At 72.8% G+C, this 25508-nt stretch carries 24 protein-coding genes and 2 pseudogenes; 11 read left to right on the forward strand and 15 right to left on the reverse strand.

Going from position 1 to position 25508, the window contains the following annotated elements:
- The first annotated feature begins 10 nt into the window (after positions 1 to 10).
- The 4 genes from OG357_RS00850 to OG357_RS00865 are packed head-to-tail and all read left to right on the forward strand — an operon-like array spanning position 11 to position 4186.
- Entirely contained in the window at positions 11 to 409 is a 399-nt protein-coding gene (locus OG357_RS00850; protein ID WP_024759521.1) for a GPW/gp25 family protein, read from the forward strand.
- Between the two features lie 11 nt (positions 410 to 420).
- Positions 421 to 2412 carry a putative baseplate assembly protein gene (locus tag OG357_RS00855; protein WP_329619231.1) on the forward strand — a complete coding sequence of 664 codons (1992 nt, stop codon included), beginning with the start codon at positions 421 to 423 and terminating at the stop codon, positions 2410 to 2412.
- Positions 2409 to 2978 (forward strand): phage tail protein, encoded by a 570-nt coding sequence (locus OG357_RS00860; protein WP_329619232.1) that lies wholly within the window; start codon positions 2409 to 2411, stop codon positions 2976 to 2978. Before OG357_RS00855 ends, OG357_RS00860 begins: the two co-directional genes overlap by 4 nt.
- A 5-nt stretch (positions 2979 to 2983) precedes the next feature.
- On the forward strand, positions 2984 to 4186 hold the full coding sequence (locus tag OG357_RS00865) for an NADase-type glycan-binding domain-containing protein (RefSeq protein WP_329619233.1): 1203 nt from the start codon (positions 2984 to 2986) through the stop codon (positions 4184 to 4186).
- Positions 4187 to 4205: 19 nt separating this feature from the next.
- On the opposite strand, the gene OG357_RS00870 is transcribed toward OG357_RS00865, so the two are convergent.
- The 3 genes from OG357_RS00870 to OG357_RS00880 form a co-directional block, all read right to left on the reverse strand.
- On the reverse strand, positions 4206 to 6299 hold the full coding sequence (locus OG357_RS00870; RefSeq protein ID WP_329619234.1) for a hypothetical protein: 2094 nt from the start codon (positions 6297 to 6299) through the stop codon (positions 4206 to 4208).
- Positions 6300 to 6337: 38 nt separating this feature from the next.
- A complete protein-coding gene (locus tag OG357_RS00875) occupies positions 6338 to 6493 on the reverse strand; it encodes a hypothetical protein (RefSeq protein ID WP_329619235.1) in 156 nt (51 codons plus the stop codon).
- A 146-nt stretch (positions 6494 to 6639) separates the two neighbouring features.
- Positions 6640 to 7827: an alginate lyase family protein gene (locus tag OG357_RS00880; protein ID WP_443066786.1), complete on the reverse strand. Its 1188-nt coding sequence runs from the start codon at positions 7825 to 7827 to the stop codon at positions 6640 to 6642.
- 318 nt (positions 7828 to 8145) lie between these two features.
- On the opposite strand from OG357_RS00880, the gene tpx reads away from it, so the two are divergent.
- On the forward strand, positions 8146 to 8646 hold the full coding sequence (tpx, locus tag OG357_RS00885; RefSeq protein WP_329619236.1) for a thiol peroxidase: 501 nt from the start codon (positions 8146 to 8148) through the stop codon (positions 8644 to 8646).
- Positions 8647 to 8721: 75 nt separating this feature from the next.
- Here tpx and OG357_RS00890 read toward each other — a convergent pair whose 3' ends face one another.
- A complete protein-coding gene (locus tag OG357_RS00890; RefSeq protein ID WP_329619237.1) occupies positions 8722 to 9132 on the reverse strand; it encodes a Fur family transcriptional regulator in 411 nt (136 codons plus the stop codon).
- 208 nt (positions 9133 to 9340) lie between these two features.
- Between OG357_RS00890 and katG the strand changes: the two genes are divergently transcribed.
- Positions 9341 to 11563, forward strand: coding sequence for a catalase/peroxidase HPI (katG, locus tag OG357_RS00895; protein WP_329619238.1), 2223 nt, complete (start codon positions 9341 to 9343; stop codon positions 11561 to 11563).
- A 68-nt stretch (positions 11564 to 11631) separates the two neighbouring features.
- Here the strand turns inward: katG and OG357_RS00900 are convergent, their stop codons facing one another.
- The 4 genes from OG357_RS00900 to OG357_RS00915 are packed head-to-tail and all read right to left on the reverse strand — an operon-like array spanning position 11632 to position 15297.
- Positions 11632 to 12825 (reverse strand): ABC transporter permease, encoded by a 1194-nt coding sequence (locus OG357_RS00900; protein ID WP_329619239.1) that lies wholly within the window; start codon positions 12823 to 12825, stop codon positions 11632 to 11634.
- A complete protein-coding gene (locus OG357_RS00905) occupies positions 12822 to 13565 on the reverse strand; it encodes an ABC transporter ATP-binding protein (protein ID WP_329619240.1) in 744 nt (247 codons plus the stop codon). Before OG357_RS00905 ends, OG357_RS00900 begins: the two co-directional genes overlap by 4 nt.
- On the reverse strand, positions 13562 to 14641 hold the full coding sequence (locus OG357_RS00910; RefSeq protein WP_329619241.1) for a peptidoglycan-binding domain-containing protein: 1080 nt from the start codon (positions 14639 to 14641) through the stop codon (positions 13562 to 13564). The genes OG357_RS00905 and OG357_RS00910 overlap by 4 nt, the downstream gene beginning before the upstream one ends.
- Positions 14638 to 15297 carry a hypothetical protein gene (locus tag OG357_RS00915; RefSeq protein WP_329619242.1) on the reverse strand — a complete coding sequence of 220 codons (660 nt, stop codon included), beginning with the start codon at positions 15295 to 15297 and terminating at the stop codon, positions 14638 to 14640. Before OG357_RS00915 ends, OG357_RS00910 begins: the two co-directional genes overlap by 4 nt.
- Before the next feature lie 134 nt (positions 15298 to 15431).
- Here OG357_RS00915 and OG357_RS00920 point away from each other — a divergent pair, with 134 nt between their 5' ends.
- The 3 genes from OG357_RS00920 to OG357_RS00930 are packed head-to-tail and all read left to right on the forward strand — an operon-like array spanning position 15432 to position 18153.
- On the forward strand, positions 15432 to 16127 hold the full coding sequence (locus OG357_RS00920; protein ID WP_329619243.1) for a response regulator transcription factor: 696 nt from the start codon (positions 15432 to 15434) through the stop codon (positions 16125 to 16127).
- Positions 16128 to 16156: 29 nt separating this feature from the next.
- Positions 16157 to 17650: a HAMP domain-containing sensor histidine kinase gene (locus tag OG357_RS00925; RefSeq protein WP_329619244.1), complete on the forward strand. Its 1494-nt coding sequence runs from the start codon at positions 16157 to 16159 to the stop codon at positions 17648 to 17650.
- Complete coding sequence (locus tag OG357_RS00930; RefSeq protein WP_329619245.1) at positions 17647 to 18153, forward strand: hypothetical protein; 507 nt, start codon at positions 17647 to 17649, stop codon at positions 18151 to 18153. The genes OG357_RS00925 and OG357_RS00930 overlap by 4 nt, the downstream gene beginning before the upstream one ends.
- A gap of 49 nt (positions 18154 to 18202) precedes the next feature.
- On the opposite strand, the gene OG357_RS00935 is transcribed toward OG357_RS00930, so the two are convergent.
- The 4 genes from OG357_RS00935 to OG357_RS00950 form a co-directional block, all read right to left on the reverse strand.
- On the reverse strand, positions 18203 to 19072 hold the full coding sequence (locus OG357_RS00935) for a poly(ethylene terephthalate) hydrolase family protein (RefSeq protein WP_329619246.1): 870 nt from the start codon (positions 19070 to 19072) through the stop codon (positions 18203 to 18205).
- A 156-nt stretch (positions 19073 to 19228) separates the two neighbouring features.
- On the reverse strand, positions 19229 to 19687 hold the full coding sequence (locus tag OG357_RS00940; protein WP_329619247.1) for a pyridoxamine 5'-phosphate oxidase family protein: 459 nt from the start codon (positions 19685 to 19687) through the stop codon (positions 19229 to 19231).
- 149 nt (positions 19688 to 19836) lie between these two features.
- On the reverse strand, positions 19837 to 20835 hold the full coding sequence (gene gap / locus OG357_RS00945) for a type I glyceraldehyde-3-phosphate dehydrogenase (protein ID WP_329619248.1): 999 nt from the start codon (positions 20833 to 20835) through the stop codon (positions 19837 to 19839).
- 138 nt (positions 20836 to 20973) lie between these two features.
- Entirely contained in the window at positions 20974 to 21930 is a 957-nt protein-coding gene (locus OG357_RS00950) for a GlxA family transcriptional regulator (protein WP_329619249.1), read from the reverse strand.
- A gap of 239 nt (positions 21931 to 22169) precedes the next feature.
- On the opposite strand from OG357_RS00950, the gene OG357_RS00955 reads away from it, so the two are divergent.
- Positions 22170 to 23450: a serine hydrolase domain-containing protein gene (locus OG357_RS00955; RefSeq protein WP_443066611.1), complete on the forward strand. Its 1281-nt coding sequence runs from the start codon at positions 22170 to 22172 to the stop codon at positions 23448 to 23450.
- Positions 23451 to 23465: 15 nt separating this feature from the next.
- Here OG357_RS00955 and OG357_RS00960 read toward each other — a convergent pair whose 3' ends face one another.
- Entirely contained in the window at positions 23466 to 23999 is a 534-nt protein-coding gene (locus OG357_RS00960; protein WP_329619250.1) for a GNAT family N-acetyltransferase, read from the reverse strand.
- 72 nt (positions 24000 to 24071) lie between these two features.
- A pseudogene (locus tag OG357_RS00965) lies at positions 24072 to 24242 on the reverse strand (TetR family transcriptional regulator); the annotation flags it as partial.
- A 1-nt stretch (position 24243) separates the two neighbouring features.
- Between OG357_RS00965 and OG357_RS00970 the strand changes: the two are divergent.
- Positions 24244 to 24639: pseudogene (locus OG357_RS00970) on the forward strand (FAD-dependent monooxygenase); the annotation flags it as partial.
- A 21-nt stretch (positions 24640 to 24660) separates the two neighbouring features.
- Here OG357_RS00970 and OG357_RS00975 read toward each other — a convergent pair.
- The gene (locus OG357_RS00975; protein ID WP_329619251.1) at positions 24661 to 25497 is read right to left on the reverse strand and encodes a class II fructose-bisphosphate aldolase; all 837 of its coding nucleotides are present in this window, start codon (positions 25495 to 25497) and stop codon (positions 24661 to 24663) included.
- Between the last annotated feature and the right edge of the window lie 11 nt (positions 25498 to 25508).

Consider the following 25508-nt stretch of genomic DNA (forward strand, 5'->3'; position numbering starts at 1 on the left):
GGACCGTCCCATGAGTGAGCACTTCGTCGGCGCGGGCTGGGCCTTCCCGCTGCGCACCGGTCCGAGCGGGTCCATCGCGCTCGTCCGGCGCGACCGCGAGATCGAGGAGTCGATGCGCCTGGTGCTGGCGACGGCACCGGGCGAACGGCCGATGCGGCCCGAATTCGGCTGTGCGGTGCACGAGTTGGTGTTCTCTCCGGTCAACGACGCGACGATGGGCCGGGTCCGGTACGAGGTGATGTCCTCGCTCGACCGCTGGGAGCCGCGCATCGAGGTGGAGGACGTCACGGTCGCCCCCGCGCCCACGGATCCGACCACGCTGTACATCGACGTCCGTTACCGGGTGCGCGGCGCCAACAACCCGCGCAATCTCGTCTTCCCGTTCTACGTCATCCCCTCCGAGGACTGAAAGAGCCACCCATGGCCCTGCCCGCACCCCATCTCGACGACCGCCGCTTTCAGCAGTTCGTCGACGACGCCAAGCGCTACATCCAGCAGGCGTGCCCCGAGTGGACCGACCACAACGTCTCGGACCCGGGCGTCACACTGGTGGAGGCCGTCGCGCACATGGCGGACCAGCTCGTCTACCGCCTCAACCGGGTCCCGGAGAAGAACCACCTGGCGTTCCTGGACCTCCTTGGCGTGACGCTCTTCCCGCCCGCCGCAGCCCGCGCCGAGATCACCTTCCGGCTCTCCGCGCCGCAGCCCGAGCCGGTGCTGCTGCCCGCCGGCACGGAAGTCTCCACCGGGCGTACGGAGACGGAGGAGGCCGTGGTCTTCGCGACGAGCTCCGATCTGACCGTCGTGCCCTGCGAGTTGACCCATCTGCTGCGGCAGGAGGCGGGGGGCACGCCCGAGGACCGCTCGCAGGACCTCAGGGGCGGCGAGGACGTCGCCGCCTTCTCTCCTCTGCCGCGCATCGGCGACCTGCTGCTCCTCGGGCTCTCGGCTGCCGTGCCGGACTGTGTGCTCGTCCTCGACCTGGACAGCCGTGTCGACGGCGTCGGCGTGGACCCGCGCCGGCCTCCGCTCGTGTGGGAGGCGTGGACGGCGGCCGAGGGATGGACGGCGTGCGAGGTCGACGAGGACTCCACGGGCGGGCTCAACCGGCCCGGCGAGGTGGTGCTGCACATGCCGTCGGGGCACGCGGTCTCGCGGCTCGGCGGGCACGCGGCGGGCTGGGTGCGCTGCCGGGTCGTGGACGCCGCCGAGGGGCTTCCGTCCTACAGCGAGTCGCCGACCGTGCGGGCGGCGGGCGCGTTCACCATCGGCGGCACGGTCCGCGCGGCGCACGCCGAGACCGTGCGGAGCGAGCAGCTCGGCGAGTCCGAGGGCGTCCCCGGGCAGCGGGTGCGGCTCGCGCACGCGCCGGTCGTGGACCGGCCGCCCCTGCTCCTCCAGGTCGCGGAGCGGGCGACGGGCGGGGTCACGGACGAGGAGGACCCCGACGGTGGCTGGGAGGAGTGGCACGTGGTCCGCGACTTCGCCTCGTCGCGGCCCGGCGACCGGCACTACACGCTGGACGCGACGACCGGCGAGATCGCCTTCGGCCCGTGTGTACGCCAACCGGACGGCACGCTGCGGCAGTTCGGGGCCGTGCCGCCGAAGGGTGCGGCGATCCGAGCGGCCCGGTACGGGACTGGTGGCGGCCGGGCGGGCAATGTGGCCCGATCCACGATCACCGTGCTCCGCAGCTCCATCCCGTACATCGCGCGGGTCGAGAACCGCGAGGCGGCGCGCGGTGGGGTCGACGGGGAGACCGTCGAGGAGGCGAAGACCCGCGCGCCGATCACCCTGCGGGCGCAGGAGCGGGCCGTCACCGCCCGCGACTACGAGGAGCTGGCGCGGCGCGCCGCGCCCGAGGCGGCGCGGATCGCCTGCCTCGCGGCGGACGCGGCCGAGGCCGGCGAGAACGCGGTCCGGGTCCTGGTCGTCCCGCAGGCGGTGCCGGACCGGGGCGGGCGGCTGCGGTTCGAGCAGCTCGTGCCGGGCGACGAGCTCCTGTCGCGGGTGACGGGTTTCCTGGACGAGCGGCGGCCGCTGGGCACCCGGCTCGCCGTGGGGCCGCCGTTCTACCAGGGGGTGACGGTGGTGGCGACGCTGCACTCCTTCCGGGCGGCCGAGGCGGAGCGCGTACGGGCCGAGGCGCTGGACACGCTGTACGCGTACCTGGACCCGCTGACGGGCGGGGCGCACGGCGAGGGCTGGCCGTTCGGGCGTCCGCTGCGGGCCGGGGAGGTCTTCGCGGCGCTCCAGCGGGTGCCGGGCGTGGAGCTGGTGGACGAGGTCCTGCTGCATCCGGCCGATCCGCTGACGGGCCGGCGCGGCGACACGACGGACCGGATCGAGCTGGCGCCGTCGGCGCTGCTCTTCCCGTTCGACCACCGCGTGCGTGTGATCGAGGCGCGGTGAGCGGGTCCGCGCGGGGTACGGTGCCGGGGCTCGCGACCCCGTACCCGCTGGGGGCGGCGCTGCCCGCCGTCTACGCCGAGGACGACTTCGGGCAGCGGTTCGTGTCCGGCCTGGACGTGGTCCTCGCTCCGCTGTTCACCGTCCTGGACTCGCTGGAGGCGTACTTCTCGCCGACGCTCGCCCCCGCCGACTTCGTGGACTACCTCGCGACCTGGGTCGGTGCGGAGCTGGACGGCACCGAGCCGCTTCCGCTGCGCCGCCACGCGGTCGCCTCGGCCGTGGCACTGCACCGGGTCCGCGGCACCCGGCAAGGGCTCGCGGCGGCGGTCCGGCTCGCGTTCGGCGTCCCGCCGGAGATCACCGAGAGCGGTGGCGCGAGCTGGTCGGCCCGCCCGCTCGGCCCGTTCCCCGGGTCGCCCGAGGCCGGGCTGCATGTCGTCCTCCGGGTCGCCGACCCGGCCGCGGTGGACCCGCACCGCCTGCGCGCGGTCGTGGGCGCGGCCCGCCCCGCGCACCTGCCGTTCACGGTCTCGGTGACCACTTCCCGTACTTCCGAAGGAGCCTGAACCCCATGAGTGACGCGCCCCTGTCCCGCCCCTGCCCGGACTGCGCGAGCCCGGTCCGCGCGGCGGACCAGTCGTTCTGCGACAGCTGCGGGGCGTTCCTCCGCTGGGACGCCCCGGCGGCGACGCCTTCCGCCGGCGCGTCCGCCGCGCCGCCGGACGCCGCCGTCCCGGACCGGGAGGAGTCGACGTCCGCCGCGGCCGGACCGGACCCGGAGGTGCGGGACGTCCAGGAAAGCGCGCCCGCTGCCGGATCCGAGGAGGTCACGGCCCCGCTGCCCGCCGTGGATCCGTCCCGCGAGGAGCCCGTACCCGTGCCCGAGGCTGCATCCACCCCCGTATCCGAGGCGAGGCAGGCGTCCAGCCAGGCTTCGGACACGGTCGCACGCTCGCTCCTCGTCCCCGTCCCGGGGAACCGCCCCGCGGAGCCGACTGTCGCCGCGCCCGTGCTCCCCGCACGCCCCGAGGCCGCGCGGCCCGCGGCGAGGACCGCCGTCGCGCCCGCGCCCGTCGAGGGCGGCACCCCGTGCCCGGCGTGCCGGCTCGCGAACACTCCGGGCCGTCACTTCTGCCGGTACTGCGCGACGCCCATGGTCCCCGAGCGGCTCTCCACGGCCGAGGGCCCGTACGCGGGCCGGCGCCCCGGTCTCGACCGCGACCGGGGCCGCTGGATCGCCCGCGCCCTGATCGCGACGGCGGTCGTCGCCGTGGTCGTCGGCGGTGTCGTCGGCGGCCCGCCCGCCGCGCGCGCGGTCCAGGACCACTTCGCCACCCGTGTCCCGGTCCACCCCGTCACCTGGGCGGCCTCCCACTCCGCGCCGAAGCAGAACGCGAAGCTGGCGGGCGACGGGTACTCCAACACCTGGTGGGGCACGGGATACGCGGGCGACTCGGCGGGACAGTACCTGGAGGCCGGATTCGCCGAACCGACCGATCTGCTGAGCGTGCTGGTCACCCCCGGAAGCGCGAAGAACACGACGCAGGCGGACGGGCAGGCGACCCCGCGCACCTTCGACCTCGTGGTCAAGGACGCGTCGGGCGAGACGCGCGTCTCGCACCACCTCATCAACGACGGCGGCACCCAGCGCGTCGACCTGCGGGTGCGCGACGCGCTGTCGGTGCGTCTCGTCCTGCGTACGGCGTGGCGCGCCGACCCGCGCAAGCAGGTGGCCGTCGCGGAGCTGGAGTTCTTCGGCAGGTCAGTCTCCTGACGAGCACCGCGACGACTCGTCAGTCTGCGGCGTGCGCGGCGATCCAGGCTCTTGCGGCCGCGAGTTCGGCCTCGGTCGGGGCGGGGCGCAACTCGTCGGGGTAGCGGATCAGGTGGTGGTCGCGGGCCGCGCGCAGGCCGATCGCGCGGGCCTCGGCGGACAGCCCGGGATGGTCCGCGACCTCCTGCGCGCGCCGCCACCAGTCCCGGCCGCACGGGTCGACGGCGTAGTGCCAGAGCGGCTGCGCGGGGTCGGCGACGCCGATGAGGACCCGCTCAAGGACGTAGGTGCGGATGCCCGGTGTGCCGAGCAGGCGGTCGGCGACGAGCAGCGGGGCCTCCCCGTCGAGCCGGGCTCGGAGCAGTACCCAGGTCATGAGCTGTCCGGTGTCGTGGGCGCCCGAGGTGACGAAGTCCCACAGTTCGGCGGCCTTGGCCTCGTTGGGGGCGCCGAGGTGGGTCAGCAGGCGGATGTCGTTCTTCCACACGGGCCGCGGCTTGCTCCACCAGGTGACCAGGGCACCCGCGGCCGGGTGGTCGAGGTCGAGGGCCAGACAGGTGAGCGTGACGAGCGGGTGGCGCCATTCGGTGTACGTGGTCCGGTACCGCTTGGTGAGCTCCTTCTTCCAACGGGGCAGGAGCGCCTCGACTTCGCCCCCGGTGGCCACGCCGTGGGCGAGGAGGAGTTCGAGGCAGTACGCGAGTCCCTGGACGCCCGTGCCGGGGTCGGCCACCTGGGCCCGCAGCCACCGGACGTCGGCGTCGGTGAGGGTCCGGTAGCGGTGCCAGTCGCGGCCCAGGATCCCCTCGCCGAGGGTGAGGTCGGGGCCGGTTCCGGCGAGCAGCTCGTCGCGGGCGGCCTCGTAGCGGTCGGCGGCGGCCAGCGCGTCGACGGCGTCGGTGCCGGTGGCGTCGGCGTACGCGGGGCCGAGCCGGACGGCCTCCTCGCGGACGTGGTCGACGTGGTCCCGCGCGGTCCGCGCGACCGCCACGCGCAGCTCGTGCGGGAGCCGTTCGTCCGTGCTGAACCGGACCGCCGCGAGGGCGTTGAAGCGCCGGCCGGTCGAGTGGTCGGCCCCGGTCTCCGTCCGCCGGTCGGCCGTGACGGCGCTGGTGAGGGCGGTCGCGAGGGCGCGCATCGCCGCCTCCGAGGTGCCGTGCGCGGCCAGTTCGGCGGCCAGTTCGGCCGCGGCCCGTACGGGGTCGGGTTCGCGGACCGCCCGGTGCGCCGTCAGCCACGCGGTGATCGTGGCGCGGTCGCCGTCGCGCCCGAGGTCCCCCGGGACGGCGAGGTCCCGCAGGACGGCGAGGCCCCGCTCGGACGGCACCTCGCCGAGCACGTCCGCCGCCCGGGCGCCGAGGGCGGCGACGACGTCCCAGGCCTCTTCGTGGTCGTGGCGGAGCAGCGCGTGGAGCGCCGCGCGCCAGGCGTCCCAGTCGGCGAGCCGGCCGGCGTACCGCTCCCTCCACACGTCGAGGAGCCGTCGCGTCTCCTCGCCGGTGAGGGCGTCCCGCCGCTCCAGGGAGATCACGAAGCGGGCGGTGGCGGACGGGTCCACGGGGCCACGCAGCCGGTCGTGCAGCCACGCGGCCTCGACGGGCGTCAGCGGCCGGTAACGGAACGGCAGTCGGGTGCGGTCGACCGGTTCGTCGAGCGCGGCGAGGAACTGGCGTACCCCGGCCGGGTCCGCCGGGTGGGGCAGCCCCGCACCGTCCAGGAGTGTCACCCGGTCCAGCCGGAAGGCGCCCTGCGGGCCTCCGTCGACGACCCGGAAGCCGGCCGGGCCGTCCCCGAGGCCGGTGGCGACGGCCGCGTGGTCACCGCCCCAGTACAGCATCAGCTCGCTCTTCAGGGCGCCGGTGCGGTCGAAGGCCTGATGCGCCTGCCAGTGCCAGTACGCGAAGGACGTGCCGGTGGCGAGTCCGCGCACGGCGCACAGTTCGGCGGCGTCCTCGTGGCCGTCGGACTGGGTGTACCGGCTGCGGGTCGGCGGCGGAAGCACCACGAACCCGTCGCGTCCGAGCGTCTTCCACCAGGCCCTCACGCTGTCGAGGTCCGAGGCGTCCTTGGCGGAAGTCGCGTCGGGCGCGGCAGCGGGACGGAGGCGGGCCATGTACTGCTCCTTGGCGGGTCGGTGGCGGTGGCGTCGGGTCAGATCAGGCGGTGCAGCTGGTCCCAGAGCCAGTTCGCCAGCACCACGACCAGGACCAGGATGCCGACGATCACCACGGTGACCCAGGAGCAGCTGCCCCCGACGTCCGCGTTGTTGTCGTCCCGCCCGCCCAGCTCGCCGTCGAAGAGATCCACGACCCTCGCCCCCCGCGCTCACTCGCGGAGCCCCCCGGCTCCGTCGGAGTACTGTCGCATGTCCCGCGCCCGTCGAGGAGCTGTGTGCCGTACTCAGAGACGGACGCGGGTACTCAGCGCGTACTCAGGGCTTTCTCGGGGCGTGCTCAGCGGGGGTTGGCGGCGTGGGTCAGGGTCCCCCAGGCCACGAAGAGGTTGTTCGTGCCCGCCGGACGGTTGGCTTCGGTGAGGCGCTGCGTGTTCGTCATCGCGTACCCCATGCGGTGGTGCAGCGCGTTGAAGCCGACCTCGGTGACCGGTCCCAGGTGGTCGCGGAGGGCGCCTCCGCAGAGCCAGCCCGGGACCGGCTCGCCGAGCTCGTACTTGGCCTGGAGGCCGAGGGCGTGGCGCAGCCGGTCGGCGACCTCGGGGTAGAGGTCCTGCCCCTGGATGCGGCTCGTCTCGGCGATGTTCGCGATCGCGGCCAGGCCGTAGCCGGTGTGGGTGAGGTCGCGGCAGGTCTCCTGGGTGAGTCCGTCGACGAAGGTGGTCTGCCCCTGCCAGTACTTGACGAGCTCGTCGCGGGTGTCGAGGCCGCTGCCGGGCGCCCCCTTCGGGAGAGCGCCGTCGCTCGCGAGGTAGATGTACGCGGGGACGCGGCCGCGGAACTTGGCCACCGCCTTGTCGTAGGCGGCGCGGTCCTCCAGGAAGACGGCGATGCCGATCGCGGCCTCGGTCATGCTGAGCTCCCAGTTGCCGTTGGAGTGGGAGCCGTTCGTGACCTCGGGGAGGTAGACCGTGCGCAGCATCGTCTTGAAGCGGTCGACGCGGGCCTGGGGCCAGGCGGTGGAGGTGTAGCGGATGATCTCGGCGGCGCGGGGCCAGGAGGAGCCCGCCCAGCCCGTCTGCAGCGGCGCGTTGGAGTTGGTGTGGTCGGTGATCACGCCGGACCAGGCGTCCATGATCTCGATGGCCTTCTGGGCGTACCGGCCGTCGCGCGTGATGTACCAGGCCAGGGAGAGCGTGTACGCGGCGATGGCGTCCTCGCGCTCGTCGGTGCAGCCGAGGTTCGGGTTCGAGTACGAGCCGCACTCCACCACCGCGCGGGGCTTGGGGACGCGGGACAGCGACGCGTACTTGCTCGCCATCATCTGGTCGAAGGCGGCCTTCCAGGGCTGCGCCCCGGCGTTGACCTTCTCCCGGGTGAAGTCGAGCTGGCCCCGCGAGACGAGGACGCCTGGGTGGACGAAGGTCGCGGGAGCCGCCTCGGCACGGCCGCCGGCGGGCCCGGCGAGCAGGGTGGCGAGGAGGGCGGCGAGCAACAGGGGTGCGGCGAGCAGCGAACGCCTTCGGATGTGTGCCGTACGGGATTCAACGCGCCATCTGGACAAGGAGTTACCCCTTCTTCATGTATGTGAACGGGGGACGGCTGTCGAGTCGGGAACTTAAAGGTCTGAACCATTGCCGTCAAGGCCTGTGGTGCGACCTGCACCGCCCGATATGGCGCCACCAGGGCCCGCCGGGCGTCCACGGTCGTTCACATACGTAAACCTCGCGGGGCTCTCTCTCGCGACCGGCCCCCGGGGCCGCACCGGCGGCCCGTGTCGTTCCCCAAGGTCCACACGCCGTACGATTCCCGCGTTGCCACTCACACCGTCCGAAGGAGATTCCCCATGGCCCAGGTCACGCTGAAGGGCAGCCCGGTGCAGGTCAACGGCGCCCTGCCGACCCCCGGCAGCCAGGCCCCCGACTTCACGCTCGTCGCCGAGGGGCTTGCGGACAAGTCGCTGAAGGACTTCGCCGGTCAGCGCAAGGTCCTCAACATCTTCCCGAGCGTCGACACCCCGACGTGCGCCTCCTCCGTCCGCGCCTTCAACGAGCAGGCCGGCGAGCTGGAGAACACGGTGGTGCTCTGCATCTCCGCCGACCTGCCCTTCGCCCAGGCGCGCTTCTGCGGCGCCGAGGGTCTTGAGAACGTCAAGAACCTCTCGACGCTCCGCGGCCGCGAGTTCCACACCAACTACGGCGTGGAGATCGCGGACGGCCCGCTGGCGGGTCTGACCGCGCGCGCCGTCGTCGTCCTCGACGAGAACGACACCGTGCTGCACGCGCAGCTCGTGGGCGAGATCGCCGAGGAGCCGAGCTACGACGCGGCCCTCTCGGTCCTGAAGTAGTCCCTGCGCAGCACACGAGAGGAGCCCCTCCGCCGGACACCGGCGGAGGGGCTCCCTTCGTTTCCGGGCGCCCGCTCAGGAACAGGCCGGGCAGAGCCCCCGGTACGTCACGTCGGCCTTCGACACGCTGAAGCCGAACCGCTCCGCGGGCGGCAGGACGGCCAGCGGGTCGCCCGTCGGGTGGACGTCACGGATGATGCCGCAGTCCGAACAGACCAGATGATGGTGCGGGCGGTGCGCGTTCGGGTCGTACCGCTTCGCCCGCCCGTCCGTGGACAGTTCCACCACCTCCCCCAGCGAGACCAGCTCGCCCAGCGTGTTGTAGACCGTCGCCCGCGCGATCTCGGGCAACCGGGCCACGGCCCGGGCGTGCACCTCGTCCGCGGTGAGGTGTACGTGGTCGCCGGCCAGGACCTCCGCGACGACACGTCGCTGGGACGTCATCCGCCAGCCTCGTGCTCGCAATCGCTCGAGCAGGTCACTCATGTCTACTCACCTCTTCGGCGCGCCAGCCGTCGGACAGTATTTGGCGGGGTTCTTGACTTGGACTAGGTCCATCGTAGGATCTGTTCTGTTGATGGCCAAGGGACAGGAAGACTCCAGCACGGCGGGAGACGGCGACGTGACGGACTATCCCGCGCGTGTCGTCACGCTTCCTGAGCACTGTGATCCGCCAGGTCCGGAAGGATTCCGCATGTCTGAGAACCATGAAGCAATCGTCGGAGACGCGAAGGCGGAGGGCGGCGGCTGCCCGGTCGCGCACACCCGCGCCGCGCACCCGACCCAGGGCGGCGGCAACCGCCAGTGGTGGCCGAACCGGCTCAACCTGAAGATCCTCGCCACGAACCCCGTCGTGGGTAACCCGCTCGGCGCGGAGTTCGACTACGCCGAGGCGTTCAACTCCCTCGACCTCGCCGCCGTGAAGCGGGACATCGCCGAGGTGCTCACCACCTCGCAGGACTGGTGGCCCGCCGACTTCGGCCACTACGGCCCGCTCATGATCCGGATGGCCTGGCACAGCGCCGGTACGTACCGCATCAGCGACGGCCGCGGTGGCGCCGGCGCGGGCCAGCAGCGCTTCGCGCCGCTCAACAGCTGGCCGGACAACGGCAACCTGGACAAGGCCCGCCGCCTGCTGTGGCCGGTCAAGAAGAAGTACGGCCAGAACATCTCCTGGGCCGACCTGATGATCCTCACCGGCAACGTCGCCCTGGAGACGATGGGCTTCGAGACCTTCGGCTTCGCCGGCGGCCGTGCCGACGTGTGGGAGGCCGACGAGGACGTCTACTGGGGCCCCGAGACCACCTGGCTCGGCGACGAGCGCTACACCGGTGACCGCGAGCTGGAGAACCCGCTCGGCGCGGTCCAGATGGGCCTCATCTACGTCAACCCCGAGGGCCCCAACGGCAACCCGGACCCGGTCGCCGCGGCCCGCGACATCCGCGAGACGTTCCGCCGCATGGCGATGAACGACGAGGAGACCGTCGCCCTCATCGCCGGCGGCCACACCTTCGGCAAGACCCACGGCGCCGGCCCCGCGGACAACGTCGGCGCCGACCCCGAGGCCGCGCCCCTTGAGGCGCAGGGCTTCGGCTGGGCCAACTCGTACGGCACCGGCAAGGGCGCCGACGCGATCACCAGTGGTCTCGAAGTCACCTGGACCACCACTCCCGCGCAGTGGGGCCACGACTTCTTCAAGCACCTCTTCGAGTACGAGTACGAGCTCTCCAAGAGCCCGGCCGGTGCTCACCAGTGGGTGGCGAAGAACGCCGAGGCGATCATCCCCGACGCGCACGACGCGTCGAAGAAGCACCTCCCGACGATGCTCACCACCGACCTGTCGCTGCGCTTCGACCCGGCGTACGAGCAGATCTCGCGGCGCTTCTACGAGCACCCGGAGCAGTTCGCGGACGCCTTCGCCCGCGCCTGGTACAAGCTCACCCACCGTGACATGGGCCCGGTGGTCCGCTACCTCGGCCCGGAGGTTCCCTCCGAGATCCTGCCCTGGCAGGACCCGCTGCCCGCGGTGGACCACGAGCTCGTGGACGCCTCGGACGTCGCCGCCCTCAAGAGCAGCGTTCTCGCCTCGGACCTCACGGTCTCCCAGCTGGTCTCCACCGCCTGGGCGTCGGCCTCGTCCTTCCGCGGCAGCGACAAGCGCGGCGGTGCCAACGGTGCGCGCGTCCGTCTCCAGCCGCAGAGCGGCTGGGAGGTCAACGACCCCGACCAGCTCGCCACGGTACTCCGCACCCTGGAGGGCATCCGGGAGACGTTCAACGGCGCGCAGAGCGGCGGCAAGCGGATCTCGCTCGCCGACCTGATCGTGCTGGCCGGCGCCGCGGGCGTCGAGCAGGCCGCGAAGGACGCCGGCGTCGCGGTCGAGGTCCCCTTCCGGGCGGGCCGGGTGGACGCCGCGCAGGACCAGACCGACGTGGAGTCCTTCGCCGCGCTCGAGCCGGTGGCCGACGGCTTCCGCAACTACCTCGGCAAGGGCAACCGTCTCCCGGCCGAGTTCCTGCTCGTCGACCGGGCGAACCTGCTGACCCTGAGCGCCCCCGAGCTCACGGTCCTCGTCGGCGGCCTCCGGGTGCTGGGTGCGAACCACCAGCAGTCGAAGCACGGCGTCCTCACGACCACCCCGGGCTCCCTGACGAACGACTTCTTCGTCAACCTGCTCGACATGGGCACGGTCTGGAAGGCGACGTCCGAGGACGCGACCGTCTTCGAGGGCCGCGACGCCGCCACGGGCGCCGTCAAGTGGACGGGCACCCGCGCCGACCTGGTCTTCGGCTCCAACAGCGAGCTGCGCGCGCTGGCCGAGGTCTACGCGAGCGACGACGCGAAGGAGAAGTTCGTGACCGACTTCGTGTCGGCGTGGGACAAGGTGATGGACCTGGACCGGTTCGACATCGCCTGATCAGCGTCGTGTGATTCCCGTGGCGCGCCCCGGCCGGCTCCATCGGCCGGGGCGCGCCGCGCTCGCGTTCAGCTCGCGTTCAGCGCCACCGTCGGGTGCAGTCGCGAGGCGCGGATCGCCGGATAGAGGCCCGCGATCACTCCGATCACGAGCGTCGCGGCCAGGCCGCCCGCCAGGGACCAGGGCGGGACCACCGCGGTCCAGCCCTGGACGCGGGCGAAGCCGTATGTCGCCGCCGCCCCGAGGAGTGCGCCCGTCGCGCCGCCCAGCGCCGACAGGAGCAGGGACTCGGTCAGGAACTGGAGGCGGATCGCGTTGCGGGTCGCGCCCAGGGAGCGGCGCAGGCCGATCTCCTGGCGGCGCTCCAGGACGGAGATGACCATGGTGTTGGCGACCCCCACTCCCCCGACCAGCAGGGCCACCGCCCCGAGGCCGAGCATCAGGGTCGTCAGGCCCTCGTCGGTGGCGGCCTTCGCGGCCAGCGCGTCCGAGGGCCGGGACACCTTGACTCCCCCCTCGTCGCCGGGGCTGATGGTGCGGGCCAGGACCGCCCGTACGTCCTCGACCGAGGCGTCCGTGGAACGCTCGAAGACGGTCGACGGATGGCCGTCGAAACCGAAGTAGCGCTCGGCGGCCGGGAATCCGACGAGGGCCACCCGGTCCAGGGTGGGGACCAGTTCGAGCGGTGCGAGGATGCCGACGACGACCACGCGCGTGTCGTTCATCATGATCGTCTCGCCGGTCCGGGTGATGCCGAGGCGGTCCGCGGCCACCGCGCCGAGGACCGTGACCGGGAGCCGTTCACGGGCCGGGTCCAGCCACACCCCCTTCGCCACCTCGCCGCCGAGCGCCGACAGCAGGTCGATGCCCGCGGCCTGGGTGGTGACGCCCGCGGTGCGTTCCTCGGGGACCACGTCGCTGCGGCGGATCCGGGCGTCGACGTCGCCGGTGGCCGTGGCGTGCCGCACGGGGCCGATGCGCTCGACCATCGCGACGGCGTTCTTGGGCAGCTTGATCTCCTGTCCCATGGCGTCCTTGCCCGCCTCCGCGGTGAGGAGGTTGGTGCCGAGGCGGTCGAGCCGGGCCATGAGGTCCGCGCGGCTGGACTCGGACAGACCGACGACCGCGACCATGGTCGCGATGCCGATGGCGATGCCGAGCGCCGACAGGACCACGCGCGCGCGGCGGGCACGGAGGCCGACCGCGCCGACCCGGAGCACGTCGCCGGGAGCGAGGCGGGAGGGCTTGAGGTCGTGCTTCACGAACCGGCCCCTTCCCCGGACGCGTCGGAGCGGGTGTCCGAACGGATATCGGAGACGATCTCGCCGTCCTTGAAGCGCACCCGGCGCGGCAGCGAGCCGGCGATCTCGTTGTCGTGGGTGATCACGCAGATCGTGGTGCCGGACGCGTTCAGCTCGTGCAGCAGCTCCATGACGATCTCGCCGGACGCGGTGTCGAGCGCCCCGGTCGGTTCGTCCGCGAGCAGCAGTCGGGGCTCCTTCACCAGGGCGCGCGCGATGGCCACGCGCTGCTTCTCGCCGCCGGACAACTCGTTCGGCGTGTGGGAGCGGCGGTGGTCGAGACGTACCCGGGCGAGCGCTTCCCGCGCGCGCGTGCGCCGTTCCCGCAGCGGGACGCCCGCGTACAGCAGGCCGTCGGCGACGTTGTCGACCGCGTCGCGTCCCGCCGCCAGGTGGAAGTGCTGGAACACGAAGCCGATGTGCCGGGCGCGCAGGGCGGAGAGCCGGGAGTCGGAGAGCTCCGACACGTCGTACCCGGCGACGCGGACGGTGCCGGTGGTGGGCTTGTCGAGGGTGCCCATGACGTTGAGCATCGTGGACTTGCCGGAGCCGGACGGGCCGACGACGGCGAGCAGTTCGCCCGCCTGGACGGTGAGGTTCACCGCGCGCAGGGCGTGGACGCCGCCGGGGTACGCCTTGCCGGCGTCCCTCAGTTCGATCACCGGGGCCGGTGTCGTCCCGGGGACCGGGGCCGGTGTCATGACGTCGCCACCCCGACCTTCAGGCCTTCGCGCACGTCCGGGCCGCTGACCTCGATCCGTCCGTCGGCGGTCATGCCCGTCTCGACGCGCACCATCGTCGAGCCGGTCCCCCGGACGACCTGGAGGCCGTAGCCGCCGTTCTCGCCGCGCAGGGCGACGACCGCCTCGACCGGGACCGCGAGGACTCCTCTGCGTGCTTCGCTGACGAACCTCACGCTCGCCGACGTCTTGGCGTCCTCGCCGCTCGCGGCGCTCACCCCGCCGTCGAGGACGACCTCGACGGTGATGCCGTCCTGGGCGCCCCCAGCGCCGCCGGGCGCGGTCTCCTCGGGGCGTACGGTCCCGGCGACCCGGCCGGCCGCGGTCTTCCCGCTCGGCAGGGTGACCTCGACCTTGGTGCCACGCGAGGTGAGCGCCCCGTCGGACTGGTCCAGCTGTGCCCGTATGACGGGCTGGGTGGAGGCGACCGTCAGGACAGGGCCGTTCGGGGCGACCTGGTCGGCGAGGGCCGCGTCGGCGGAGACCACCTTGACCTTGCCCGGCTGGAAGACCACGTCGCCCTTGCCGACCTTGCCGGTCGGCTCCCGGTTCAGGGACTTCTGCCATTCCTTGACGGCGGCCTCGGTGTCCTTGCCGTACCGCGCGTCGACGTACAGCTTCGCCCCCCATCCCAGGTCCCGGAGGTTGCGTTCCAGTTGGAGGACGTCGCTGCCCCGGTCGCCCGCCTTCATCTCGCGGAACATGGGGACCGGCCCGTAGAGCAGGGTGACGGGCTTGTCGTTCAGCTCGTACAGAGCCTCGCCCATGGTCAGCGTCTTCCCTTCGGGGGCGGCCACGGTGACGGTACCCTCGACGGCGGACTTGACGGTGCGGCGCTGGGCGAAGTCGAGCGTGCCGTCGACGGTCTTGGACCGTACGAGGTCCGTGCGCACGACGGTCGCGGTCGCGGGCGGCAGGTCCCCGCCCTTGCCGGACGCGTCGGCCTCCCCGCCGCGGTCGAGGACGAGGACGCCCCCGGTGACCGCGGCGGCGACGGTCGCCGCGCCGAGTACGAGGAAGCCGGAGCGGCGCTTCACTGCATCCCGTCCAGACCGTCGAGCAGCTTCGTCCTGCACGCCTCGCGGGCCTGCTTGTACGTCGGCGAATCCTGGTCGATGCTCGGCGAGGCGGGGTTCGGGTCGCCGCCCGGCTGGGCGTTGCCGCCGCTCATGGTCGGGTTGGTGAAGCGGGAGACGCCGTTGTCCCGCATGCACTTGGCGTGCGCGAGCATCGACTCGTAGTCCTTCTGCTGGTCGCGCTTGGGCTCGGCCAGCATGGCCCGCTGGAGTTCGGGGGCGCAGACGCCGTCCTTGCCGCCCTTGGCGGCCTCGTTCTGACCGGGCCGGGACGAGATCTCCTCGATCTTCGTCCAGTCGAGGTGCCCGCTGAGCTTCGGGTCCGGGTAGTCCTTGTAGCCGCCCTTGACGCGCATGCACTGGACGTACTTCAGCTGGGCGTCGTAGAAGGCGCTCTTCCCGGCGGGCGCGGTGCTGGGGGCGGCGGCGCCGTCCGCCGTGCGCGAGGCCGACGGGGTGTCCGGCACCGAGGCGATCTCGTCGCCCTTCTTCCCGCCGTCGCCGCCGGCGCTGTCGCCATCGCCGCCGCAGGCCGCCGAGAAGAAGAGGACGGGAAGCGCGGCGAGCGCGGCGATGCGCAGCCGGGCCGTGGCACGGGAGGTCGTCGTGGGGTTCATGTGCTCCAGCCTCACCACGCCACGTGATGGCCTGTCCATGACGACATGATGAGAACGTAACAATGCCCCCGACCTGCGTATCCGCCCCCTTCCCGGGCGCCTGATCGGCGATCGGGATGCTCATAATCGTTCCTATGCCGCATGTACTGCTGATCGAGGACGACGCGTCCGTACGGGACGGAATGGAGCTCGTGCTGCGCCGGCACGGGTACGACGTCGACACGGCGGCCACCGGCGAGCAGGCCCTCTCTCTGCTGGACGGCCCGGGCGGTGCGAAGGTCGAGCTGGCCGTGCTCGACCTGATGCTGCCGGGCATGGACGGCTTCGAGGTGTGCCGCCGGATCCGCGCCAGGACCACCACCCTGCCGGTCATCATGCTGACCGCGCGCGGAGACGACCAGGACATCGTGACCGGTCTGGAGGCGGGCGCCGACGACTACGTGGTCAAGCCGGTCACCGCGCCCGTCCTCGAAGCCCGTATCCGGGCCGCGCTGCGGCGGGCGGAGCCTTCCGCTCCGGTGCGAGGAGCGGAGGCCGACCCCGCCGGTCTGGTCATCGACCGCGCGGGGCTGACCGTCACCAAGCACGGCGTCCCGATCGCGCTGCCGCCCACCGAGCTGCGCCTCCTCCTGGAGCTTTCGGCCTCCCCCGGCCGGGTGTTCAGCCGCGAGCAGCTCCTCGCGTCCGTCTGGGACCACACCTTCCTGGGCGACTCCCGGCTGGTGGACGCGGCGGTCGGACGGCTGCGGGCCAAGCTGGAGGACGTACCGGCGAAACCGCGGTACGTGCAGACCGTGCGCGGATTCGGCTACCGCTTCGGGCCGCTGTGAGCCGACGGTCCCGGCGGCCGGCCCACGGCGTGCGCAGCCGGCTCGTCGGCGGGCTGCGCACCCGGCTCGTCGTCGCCTTCGTCGTCGTCGCGCTGCTCAGCGCCGTGACCGCGACCGCGCTCGCCTACCGGGACGCGCGCACCGCCGTTCTCCAGCGCACACAGAACACCGCCGTGAACGACCTGCGGGAGCGGGTCACGGCGGTCGCCGCCGACTTCGACGTCCCGCCCGACCAACGCTCCCTCTCCCGGTTCGCGACGAAGGTCTCGGACGGCCTCGGCGCCCGCATCGTGGTCGCCCGCTACCACGACCTCGTCGCCGTCTCCGACTCGCTCGCCGACACGGAGGGCCGCGTCACCACCGGGCTGCGCACCGCCGTGCGCACCGGGACCGGGGCCCATTTCCAGCGGGTGATGTGGCGGGGCGAGCCGTACTTGGTCGTCGGCATGCCCGTGACGTACGCCGACGGGGACCGCCGTACCTCGGGCCTCGAGGTCTTCGCCATCACCGACCTGCGGGCCGAGCGCGACGACACCGCCGCTCTGCTCGACTCCGTGCGGTCGGGTGTCCTGCCGGTGGTGCTCCTCGCCGCCGTCCTGGCCCTGCTCGCCGCGCGGACGGTGCTTCGTCCCGTACGGGAGCTGGGGCGGGCCACGCGGGAGCTCGCGGCCGGGGACCTCGGCAGCCGGGTCGCCGTCACCGGGCACGACGAACTCGCCGATCTGGCGCGGACGTTCAACGACACCGCCGACGCGCTCCAGGCCTCCGACGCGGAGCTGCGCGAGCAGGAGGCGAAGGCGCGGCGCTTCGTGGCGGACGTATCGCACGAGCTGCGCACGCCCCTCGCGGCGATGACGATGGTGGCGACGGTCCTTGAGGAGGACGCCGACCAGCTGCCGCCGGACGCGGCGCGGGCGGCCCGGACGGTCGGCGCGGAGACGGCCCGGCTGTCCCGGCTGGTCGAGGACCTGATGGAGATCTCCCGTTTCGACGCGGGGGCGGTACGGCTGAACGCGGCCGAGACGGATCTCGCCGAGGCCGTACGGGCGTCGCTCGCGCTGCGCGGCTGGACCGATCGCGTACGGACGGACCTCGTCGAGGGCGTACGGGCGCGGGTCGACCGGCGCCGCGTCGACGTGATCGTCGCGAACCTGGTGGGGAACGCGCTGCGGCACGGGGCCCCGCCGGTCACCGTGACGCTCGGGACGACCGTCGCGGAGGACGGGGAGTGGGTCACGCTTGAGGTCGCCGACCACGGTCCCGGGCTGCCGCCGGGGAGCGGGGACCGGGTCTTCGACCGGTTCTACAAGGCGGACGCGGCCCGCACGCGCGGCGCGGCCGACGACAGCGGGCAGGGCAGTGGCCTCGGCACGGCGATCGCGCTGGAGAACGCCCGCCTGCACGGCGGCACGATCGACGCGGCCGACGGGCCGGGCGGCGGCGCGGTGTTCACGCTGCGCCTGCCCCTGCCCCTGCCCCTGCGGCGTACGGACGAGCGACTCACCGGAGAGGACACGGAGTGAAGGTCCGTCATGGCGTCGCGGTCACCGCGCTGGCGACGGCGGGGCTCGCCCTCGCCGGCTGCGGTGTCCAGCCGACCGGGGTGATAGGCGCGGGCGAGCCCGCGACAGGGCTGACGCGCGGGATGCGGCTGTACTACGCGTCGGACAGCGGCCTGCGCGGAGTACCCCTGCTCGATCAGCGCCTCAAGGACCTCAACTCGGTCGTGAAGCTGCTCGCGCAGGGCCCGGGGCCCGCCGAGCAGCGCGACGGGCTCACCTCTCTGGTCCAGGAGCTCGGCGGCTACACGGTGAGCGGTAAGGGCGCCCGCGTCACGATCCGCATCGACGGCCCGTACCCGCTGTCGGGGCGCGACCAGGGCACGGGGCAGCTGGTGTGCACGCTGGCGCGCGCCCAGTCCGTCCTCGACCCGAAGGTCAGGGCGGACGAGGTCGAGGTCAGTGTGCGCCCGGCCGAGGGAGCGGTGCTGGGCCCGTACCGGTGTGCGGAGTTCCTCGACGGGTGAGACGGCGAGACCCGCCCCGGGAGGGACGGGTCTCACCGACGGCGCGGTGTCAGGACGTCGGACCGGGGATCTGCAGCGCCTTGGTGTTGCGGTCCCAGCCGGACCAGAGGTCGTCGTCCACGCAGTAGCCGCAGCCGGGGCCGAAGAACACGCCCCGGGCCTGCTCGTCGCCCATCAGCCAGAAGCGCAGCCAGGCGGTGGTCGGGGCACGGAAGTCCCCGCCGTCGCCGATGGAGCTGAGGTGTCCGGCTCCGCGGACCTCGCCGTAGACGGCGGGGACGTGGGACGAGTCCCGGTAGAACGCCTTCACCAGGGCGGGCCACACGGTCAGGTCGCGCTGACCGGCCAGGTAGAAGACGGGTTCGTCCATCAGGTCCGCGCTGGCGAGGGGACCCGGCTGGATGGGGACGGCGGTGTCGACGCGCGGGTCGATCGCGGCATTGATGGCCGCCGCGCCGCCCTGCGAGTGTCCGGCGGAGCCGATGTGCTCCAGGTCCACCTTCCCGTAGAACGGGCTGCCGCTGTCGGCGTTCCACTGCTCCAGTACGTCGATCCCGGCGCGCATGCTGATCGCGAAGTTGGAGGTGGGGGTGTTGGCGGCGGCGACGATGAAGCCCTGACTCGCCCAGTGCCGCAGCAGCGAGCTGTAGATCCCCGGCACGGCGCCGGTGCCGTTGCCCCAGATGACCACCGGGTGCCGCTCGCCCGACCGCCCCATGTCGCGCGGGTAGTAGAAGGTGTGCACGACGCCGATGTCGACGTTCACCTCGTACGGGCCGGTCTGACCCCAGTCGGTGCCGAGCGACGCGATCCTGCCGGTGGGCGCCTCCGCGGCACCGGCGGTGCCGGGCGTGGCGACTGCCGCCAGCACGACGGCGAGAAGGGCGCTGCCGAGTGCTCGGCTGAATCTCCCTGACATAGGAACTCCTTCACGGATACGGCGCGTTGCGCGTCCTCGCAATCGCGGCCAGTGCCCATGGTCGGGGTCCCCCGGCACGGCTGTCTCCCGGCAGGAGCCCAAGGCTGCCACGGCCGGAATGGGCACTTGCCCAGTCGAGGCGCTCGCCGGCCGGCGCTACACGGCCCAGACACCGTCCCGCATGATGTGCCGCCCCGGCAGTTCGTGCTCCTCGTGCCAGGCCTGGACCGCGCGGGGTCGTACCCGGAACCAGCCGTAGGCGGGGCCCGAGATCCGCGGGTCCCAGCCGGTCTTGGCGAGGAACGCCTCGACGGCGGGCGTGGGCACGTCGATCGTGCTGAAGGTCGTCACCTCGCCGTCGACGAGCACGACGTCCCGCAGATCCCCGAGCGCGAGCCGAACGCGCCCTCCGGCGAGGAGATTACGGCCGGTGGGGTTGGCCGACCGGGTGCAGAGCCAGACGAACTCCCCGTCCCAGAGGAAGGACAAGGGCACGAGATACGGCTCCCCTTCGGCATCCGCCGATGCCACCCAGATGTCCAGCTCCTTCTCCAGCCGCGCCACCACGTCCTGCTTGCGCTCTCCGGAACCGCGAGGTATTCGGGTGATCGTCATGCCTGCCACCCTATGGGCCCGGTTCCCGCGGCCGGGAGGGGGCATGGCGGAGCGCTCCGGCCGGCCGTCCGCAAGGGGGACGGCCGGGGCCGGAGCGCTCTCAGGAGGGCCGGGCAGGTGTGCGGGCCTGCTCGGCCGGGGTCTTACGGTCAGCGGCCCGCGAGGAGCTGGAGCGTGTCGATCACTCGGTTCGAGAAGCCCCACTCGTTGTCGTACCAGGCGACGACCTTGATGTGGCGGCCTTCGACGCGGGTGAGGGCCGAGTCGAAGATCGACGAGTGCGGGTTGCCCGTGATGTCGGAGGAGACCAGCGGGTCCTCCGAGTACTCCAGCACGCCGGCGAGCGGACCCTCCGCAGCGGTGCGGTAGGCGGCCAGGACGTCCTCGAGGGTCACGTCGCGGGCAACGGTCGTGTTGAGCTCGACGATCGAGCCGACGGGGACCGGTACGCGGATCGAGTCGCCCGACAGCTTGCCGTCGAGGTTCGGCAGCACGTGGCCGATGGCCTTGGCGGCGCCGGTCGTCGTCGGCACGATGTTGACGGCGGCGGCGCGGGCGCGGCGGGCGTCACGGTGGGGGCCGTCCAGCAGGTTCTGCTCCTGCGTGTAGGCGTGGACCGTCGTCATGAAGCCGTGCTCGATGCCCGCGAGGTCGTCGAGGACCGCGGCCAGCGGCGCGAGCGCGTTGGTCGTGCACGAGGCGTTCGAGACGATCGTGTGCAGCTCGTGGTCGTACGCGTCGGTGTTGACGCCGTACGCGAGCGTGACGTCGGCGCCGTCCGCCGGGGCGCTCACGAGGACCTTCTTCGCACCGGCGTCGAGGTGGGCGCGGGCGGCCTTGGCCGACGTGAAGCGGCCGGTCGACTCGAGCACGATGTCGACGCCCAGCTCGGCCCAGGGCAGCTGCGCGGGCTCGCGCTCGGCCAGGACGGTGATGCGGCGGCCGTCGACGACGAGGGTGTTCCCCTCGACGCTGACCGGGCGGCCGAGACGACCGGACGTCGTGTCGTAGGCGAGCAGCCGCGCGAGGGCGGCGGGCTCGGTGAGGTCGTTGACGGCGACGACCTCGAGGTCGCTGTCGCGCTCCAGGAGTGCGCGCAGCACGTTCCGTCCGATGCGGCCGAATCCGTTGATCGCGATGCGAGTCATGAGCGGTGTCCCTTCCGTTCCGTTCCGTTGCGCTTCAGACTCGCGTACGAAATCGGCCCGTGACAGCGGCGTGATCGCCACGGTCCGCAAGGATCGCGCCAAGGGGGTGCCACACGCCCGCCGACCGGCGGAAACGGGCTACTCGCCCTGCGCGAAGGTCCGCCGGTACTCGCTCGGCGTGGTGCCGAGGATGTGCTGGAAGTGCAGCCGCAGATTGGCTCCGGTGCCGAGGCCGACATCGGCCGCGATCTGCTCGACGCCCCGCCCGGACCGCTCCAGGAGCTCGCGGGCCATGTCGATCCTGGCCCGCATCACCCACTGCATGGGCGTGTACCCGGTGTCCTCGACGAACCGGCGGGAGAGCGTCCGTGCCGACACCGCCGCGTGCCGGGCCAGGATCTCCAGGGTGAGGGGCTCGCCGAGCCGGTGCAGCGCCCATTCACGTGTGGCGGCGAACCGTTCGCCGAGGGCCTCGGGCACGCTGCGCGGTACGTACTGCGCCTGGCCGCCGCTGCGGTACGGGGCCGCGACGAGGCGTCGGGCCGCGTGGTTCGAGGCGGCCACGCCGAGGTCGCCGCGCAGGATGTGCAGGCACAGGTCGATGCCGGAAGCGGCGCCGGCCGACGTCAGGACGCTGCCCTCGTCGACGAACAGGACGTTCTCGTCGACCCGGACGAGGGGGCGTTTCGCCGCGAGCGCCCGCGCGTAGTGCCAGTGCGTGGTCGCGCGCTTGCCGTCGAGGAGTCCCGTCGCGGCGAGCGCGAACGCTCCCGTCGAGATGGCGGCCAGGCGCGCGCCCCGCTCGTGGGCGGCGATCAGCGCGTCGACGACGGCCTGGGGCGGGTCCTCGCGGTCGGGGAACCGGTAGCCGGGGACGAAGACGATGTCGGCCCAGGCGAGGGCGTCGAGGCCGTGGGCGACGTGGTACGACAGTCCGTCGCCGCCCGCGACGGGACCGGGCGCCGCGCCGCAGACCCGTACCTCGTACGGCATGCTCGCGCGGGTCGTGAACACCTGCGCCGGGATGCCGACGTCGAGCGGCTTCGCGCCTTCGAGGACGAGGACGGCGACGCGATGCAGGCGGGAACTGGGCACGTGAACGAGGGTACGTGGCCTCCCCGGCCGCCTGTGTCCCCGTGCTCGGAACAGTGCCCTCCGGAACTCGTCCCCCGTGTCAGGAACTTTTCTCCGGCGTTGTCACTCATGATCCATGGGCACGGGGGTCGCACTGTCACGGTCGCACCGTCACGGTCGCGCGTTCCCGGCCCCGCGGCCCACCGCTGCCGCACCGCGCCGAACGATCCGGATGCACCGGAAGAAGCCGAGGAACCACTGTGACCCTGCCGTCCCACCGCCGCCGCCTGACCGTGAGCGCCACCCTGATCGCCGCCCTCGCGGCGGGTGTCGCCCCGGCGGCCAACGCCTTCGCCGCCCCCGCGCCCGCCGCCACCTCCGCCGGGGCCACCACCGCCCCCGCGCCCGCTCCGGCCCCCGACATGGCGGGCGTGACCGCCGCGCTGAACGCGGCGATGGCCAACGGCGCCCCGGGCGCCATGGCCCGGTACTCCGGTCCCGACGGCGTCCTGAGCCGGACCGTCGGTGTGCGGGACCGTGTCTCGGCTGCGGCGATGGACGTCCAGGCCCGTTTCCGGATCGGCAGCGTCAGCAAGACGTTCTCGACGGTCGTCCTCCTCCAGCTGGTGGACGAGGGGAAGCTGACGCTCGACGCGCCGGTCAACACGTACCTGCCCGGCCTGCTGCCCGACGACCGCATCACGGTCCGGCACCTGCTCACCCACCGCAGCGGTCTCGCCGACTACACGGACCAGATGTTCAACAGCACGGTGCCCGGCTTCGAAGCGGTGCGCAACAAGGCGTTCACCTACCAGGAGCTCGTCGACCTCTCCCTGGCCCTGCCCCGGACGACCGAGCCCGGAGTGTCGTACAAGTACTCGAACGCCAACTTCGTGGTGGTCGGCATGCTGATCGAGAAGGCCACGGGCCGGCCGGTCGCGGACGCGTACGAGCGCCGCATCTTCAAGCCGCTGAAGCTGCGCAAGACCTCGTACGTCCACCCGGACACCCGCATCAAGGGGCTGCACGTGCGCGGCTACCTGCACCCCGACGAGGAGGGCGCCCCGCTCGTGGACTCCACGGAGCAGACGGTGTCCTGGGCGCAGTCCGCCGGGGCCGTCATCTCCAGCCCCGGCGACCTGAACACCTTCACCAGCGCCCTCATGCGCGGCCGGCTGCTGTCGCCGGCCATGCTGGAGGCGATGACGACGGTCACGCCGACGGACGCCACGAACACCCGCTTCTACGGTCTCGGGCTGCGCCGGTACGACCTCTCGTGCGGCACGCAGATCTTCGGCCACACCGGCACCGTGCAGGGTTTCTACACGTACGCCTTCTCGACGCGTGACGGGAAGCGCAGCCTCTCGGCGGTGGCGAACACCTCGAACCACGGCTCGGCCAACACGGCGCTCGGCGGGACGCTGGAGGCGGCGTTCTGCGGCAAGAAGCCGGCGGCCCCGACCTCGCGCGCGGCCGCCTCGCCCACGGCCGGTGACCTGACGCTGCTGCCGGCGGAGCGGGACCTGCCCGAGCGCCACTGAACCGAAGGCGCCTGATCAGGCCTGGTACTCGGTGAGGTCGATGGCGTAGACGCGCAGCGGCACGTCGAAGACCGGGTGGTTGGTCTCGCGCTCGGCGGTCATGCCGAGCTTGCCCAGGATGTTCTCGGCGGACGAGTTGCTGATGTGGGTGAGGGCGACGACCCGGTCGAGCCCCCGGTCCTGGAGCGCGAACTCCAGGACCGCGTGGGCGGCCTCGGAGGCGTACCCCTGTCCCCAGAAGGGCCTGCCGAGACGCCAGCTGATCTCCACGTCCGCCAGCAGCTCGGGCAGCCCTTCCGGCACGGAGAGCCCCGCGAAGCCGATCAGCTCGCCGGAGGCGATGAGCTCGACGGCGAAGAGCCCGAAGCCCTCGTCGTCCCACTCCTCCTCGTACCGCTCGATGTCCCCGGCGGTCTCCTCCAGGTCCCGCACCGATCCGTCGCCGATCCAGCGCATGACCTCGGAGTCGGCGTTGATCTCGGCCAGGGGGACGAGGTCGTCGTCGGTCCAGCGTCGGAGGATGAGGCGGGGGGTACGGATCTCGGTCATGCCCCCATCCTGACGCATGCCACCCGCAGCCCCTCGCCCGCGGTCTCCGCGCCGGGCAGGGGGCTTCGTCGTTCAGCGCAGGGCCGCCGTCACGAGTGTGGTGATCTCCCTCTCCGTGACCGGCCCGCCGTTGATCAGGCGGTCGAAGACCAGGCCGTCCACGCAGGTCAGCAAGGTGACCGTGCGTTCCTCGGCGTCCGTGAGGCCGTGGGCGGCGAGGAAGGCGCGGACGGCTTCGCGGGCCGTCCACGACATCCACGAGCTCGTCGCGCCCCTGCCCTCCTTCGTCGCCGGCCGCGTCGCCCTCCTCGGCGACGCGGCACACGCCATGACCCCCAACCTCGGCCAGGGCGCCTGCCAGGCCCTGGAGGACGCGGCCACCCTCGCCGCCGCGCTCGCCACCGCGCCCGACCTCGGCGCGGCCCTCGCCGGGTACGACGCCGAGCGGCGCCCGCGCAGCCAGGCCATCGCCCGAGCGGCCCGCCAGGCCGGCCGGATGGGCCAGCAGCTGACCCATCCCCTCGCCGTCTCCGTACGCAACACCGTTCTCCGGCTCGCGCCGTCCCGCGTGACCCTCGGCGCGATCCTGCGGCACGCGGACTGGACTCCGCCGACCCTCACACCGGGCGCGGTGACCTGACCCTGGCTCACGCCCTCCCCGTCAGGACGGGGACAGGACCGTCAGGAGGTGCGAGACCTCCTGGGCGACCGCGGTGCGGGCCGGGGTCAGGTAATGGCGGGGGTCGAACGCGGTGGGGTGCTCGGCCAGGTGGGTACGGATCGCCTGCGTGAAGGCCTTGTTCAGATGGGTGGAGACGTTCACCTTCGTCATGCCCGCCGCGATCGCCGCCGTGAGGTCCGCGTCCGAGACGCCCGAGGAGCCGTGCAGGACGAGCGGCGTGTCGACCGCCGCGCGCAGGCGGGCGATCAGCTCGAAGTCGAGGACCGCGTCCCGGGTCAGCATCTGGTGCTCGCTGCCGACCGCGACGGCGAGCGCGTCGACGCCGGTGGCGGTCACGAAGGCGAGGGCCTCTTCGGGGTCGGTGCGCACGCCCGGGGTGTGGGCGCCGCCCTTGCCGCCGATCTCCCCCAGCTCGGCCTCCACCCAGACGCCGTGGTGATGGCAGTGCTCCACGACCTCGCGGGTCGCGGCCACGTTGTCCGCGTACGGCAGCTTGGAGGCGTCGAACATCACCGAGCCGAAGCCGAGCGCGACGGCCTCGCGTACGAGGTCGGGGTTCTCGGCGTGGTCGAGGTGGACCGCGACGGGCACCTTCGCGGCCCTGGCGACGGCGAGGGACGCGAGGGCGACCGGCTCCAGAGCACCGTGGTAGCGGACCGTGTTCTCGCTGATCTGGAGGACGACGGGGCGGTCGGCGGCCTCCGCGCCGGCGACGATGGCCTGCGCGTGTTCGAGCTGGAGGACGTTGAACGCCCCCACGCCCGTCCCGGCCGCGCGGGCCCGGCGGACGATCTCGTCGGTCGGCGTCAGTGGCATGATCCTGCTTC

The sequence above is a fragment of the Streptomyces sp. NBC_01255 genome (assembly GCF_036226445.1).
Lineage (GTDB): Bacteria > Actinomycetota > Actinomycetes > Streptomycetales > Streptomycetaceae > Streptomyces.

Bases quoted from the DNA above. Each gene is read 5' to 3' on its own strand.
- OG357_RS00850 (WP_024759521.1), top strand. From the start codon at position 11: ATGAGTGAGCACTTCGTCGGCGCGGGCTGGGCCTTCCCGCTGCGCACC.
- OG357_RS00855 (WP_329619231.1), top strand. From the start codon at position 421: ATGGCCCTGCCCGCACCCCATCTCGACGACCGCCGCTTTCAGCAGTTC.
- OG357_RS00865 (WP_329619233.1), top strand. From the start codon at position 2,984: ATGAGTGACGCGCCCCTGTCCCGCCCCTGCCCGGACTGCGCGAGCCCG.
- OG357_RS00870 (WP_329619234.1), bottom strand. From the start codon at position 6,299: ATGGCCCGCCTCCGTCCCGCTGCCGCGCCCGACGCGACTTCCGCCAAG.
- tpx (WP_329619236.1), top strand. From the start codon at position 8,146: ATGGCCCAGGTCACGCTGAAGGGCAGCCCGGTGCAGGTCAACGGCGCC.
- OG357_RS00890 (WP_329619237.1), bottom strand. From the start codon at position 9,132: ATGAGTGACCTGCTCGAGCGATTGCGAGCACGAGGCTGGCGGATGACG.
- katG (WP_329619238.1), top strand. From the start codon at position 9,341: ATGTCTGAGAACCATGAAGCAATCGTCGGAGACGCGAAGGCGGAGGGC.
- OG357_RS00905 (WP_329619240.1), bottom strand. From the start codon at position 13,565: ATGACACCGGCCCCGGTCCCCGGGACGACACCGGCCCCGGTGATCGAA.
- OG357_RS00915 (WP_329619242.1), bottom strand. From the start codon at position 15,297: ATGAACCCCACGACGACCTCCCGTGCCACGGCCCGGCTGCGCATCGCC.
- OG357_RS00920 (WP_329619243.1), top strand. From the start codon at position 15,432: ATGCCGCATGTACTGCTGATCGAGGACGACGCGTCCGTACGGGACGGA.
- OG357_RS00935 (WP_329619246.1), bottom strand. From the start codon at position 19,072: ATGTCAGGGAGATTCAGCCGAGCACTCGGCAGCGCCCTTCTCGCCGTC.
- OG357_RS00940 (WP_329619247.1), bottom strand. From the start codon at position 19,687: ATGACGATCACCCGAATACCTCGCGGTTCCGGAGAGCGCAAGCAGGAC.
- gap (WP_329619248.1), bottom strand. From the start codon at position 20,835: ATGACTCGCATCGCGATCAACGGATTCGGCCGCATCGGACGGAACGTG.
- OG357_RS00960 (WP_329619250.1), bottom strand. From the start codon at position 23,999: ATGACCGAGATCCGTACCCCCCGCCTCATCCTCCGACGCTGGACCGAC.
- OG357_RS00975 (WP_329619251.1), bottom strand. From the start codon at position 25,497: ATGCCACTGACGCCGACCGACGAGATCGTCCGCCGGGCCCGCGCGGCC.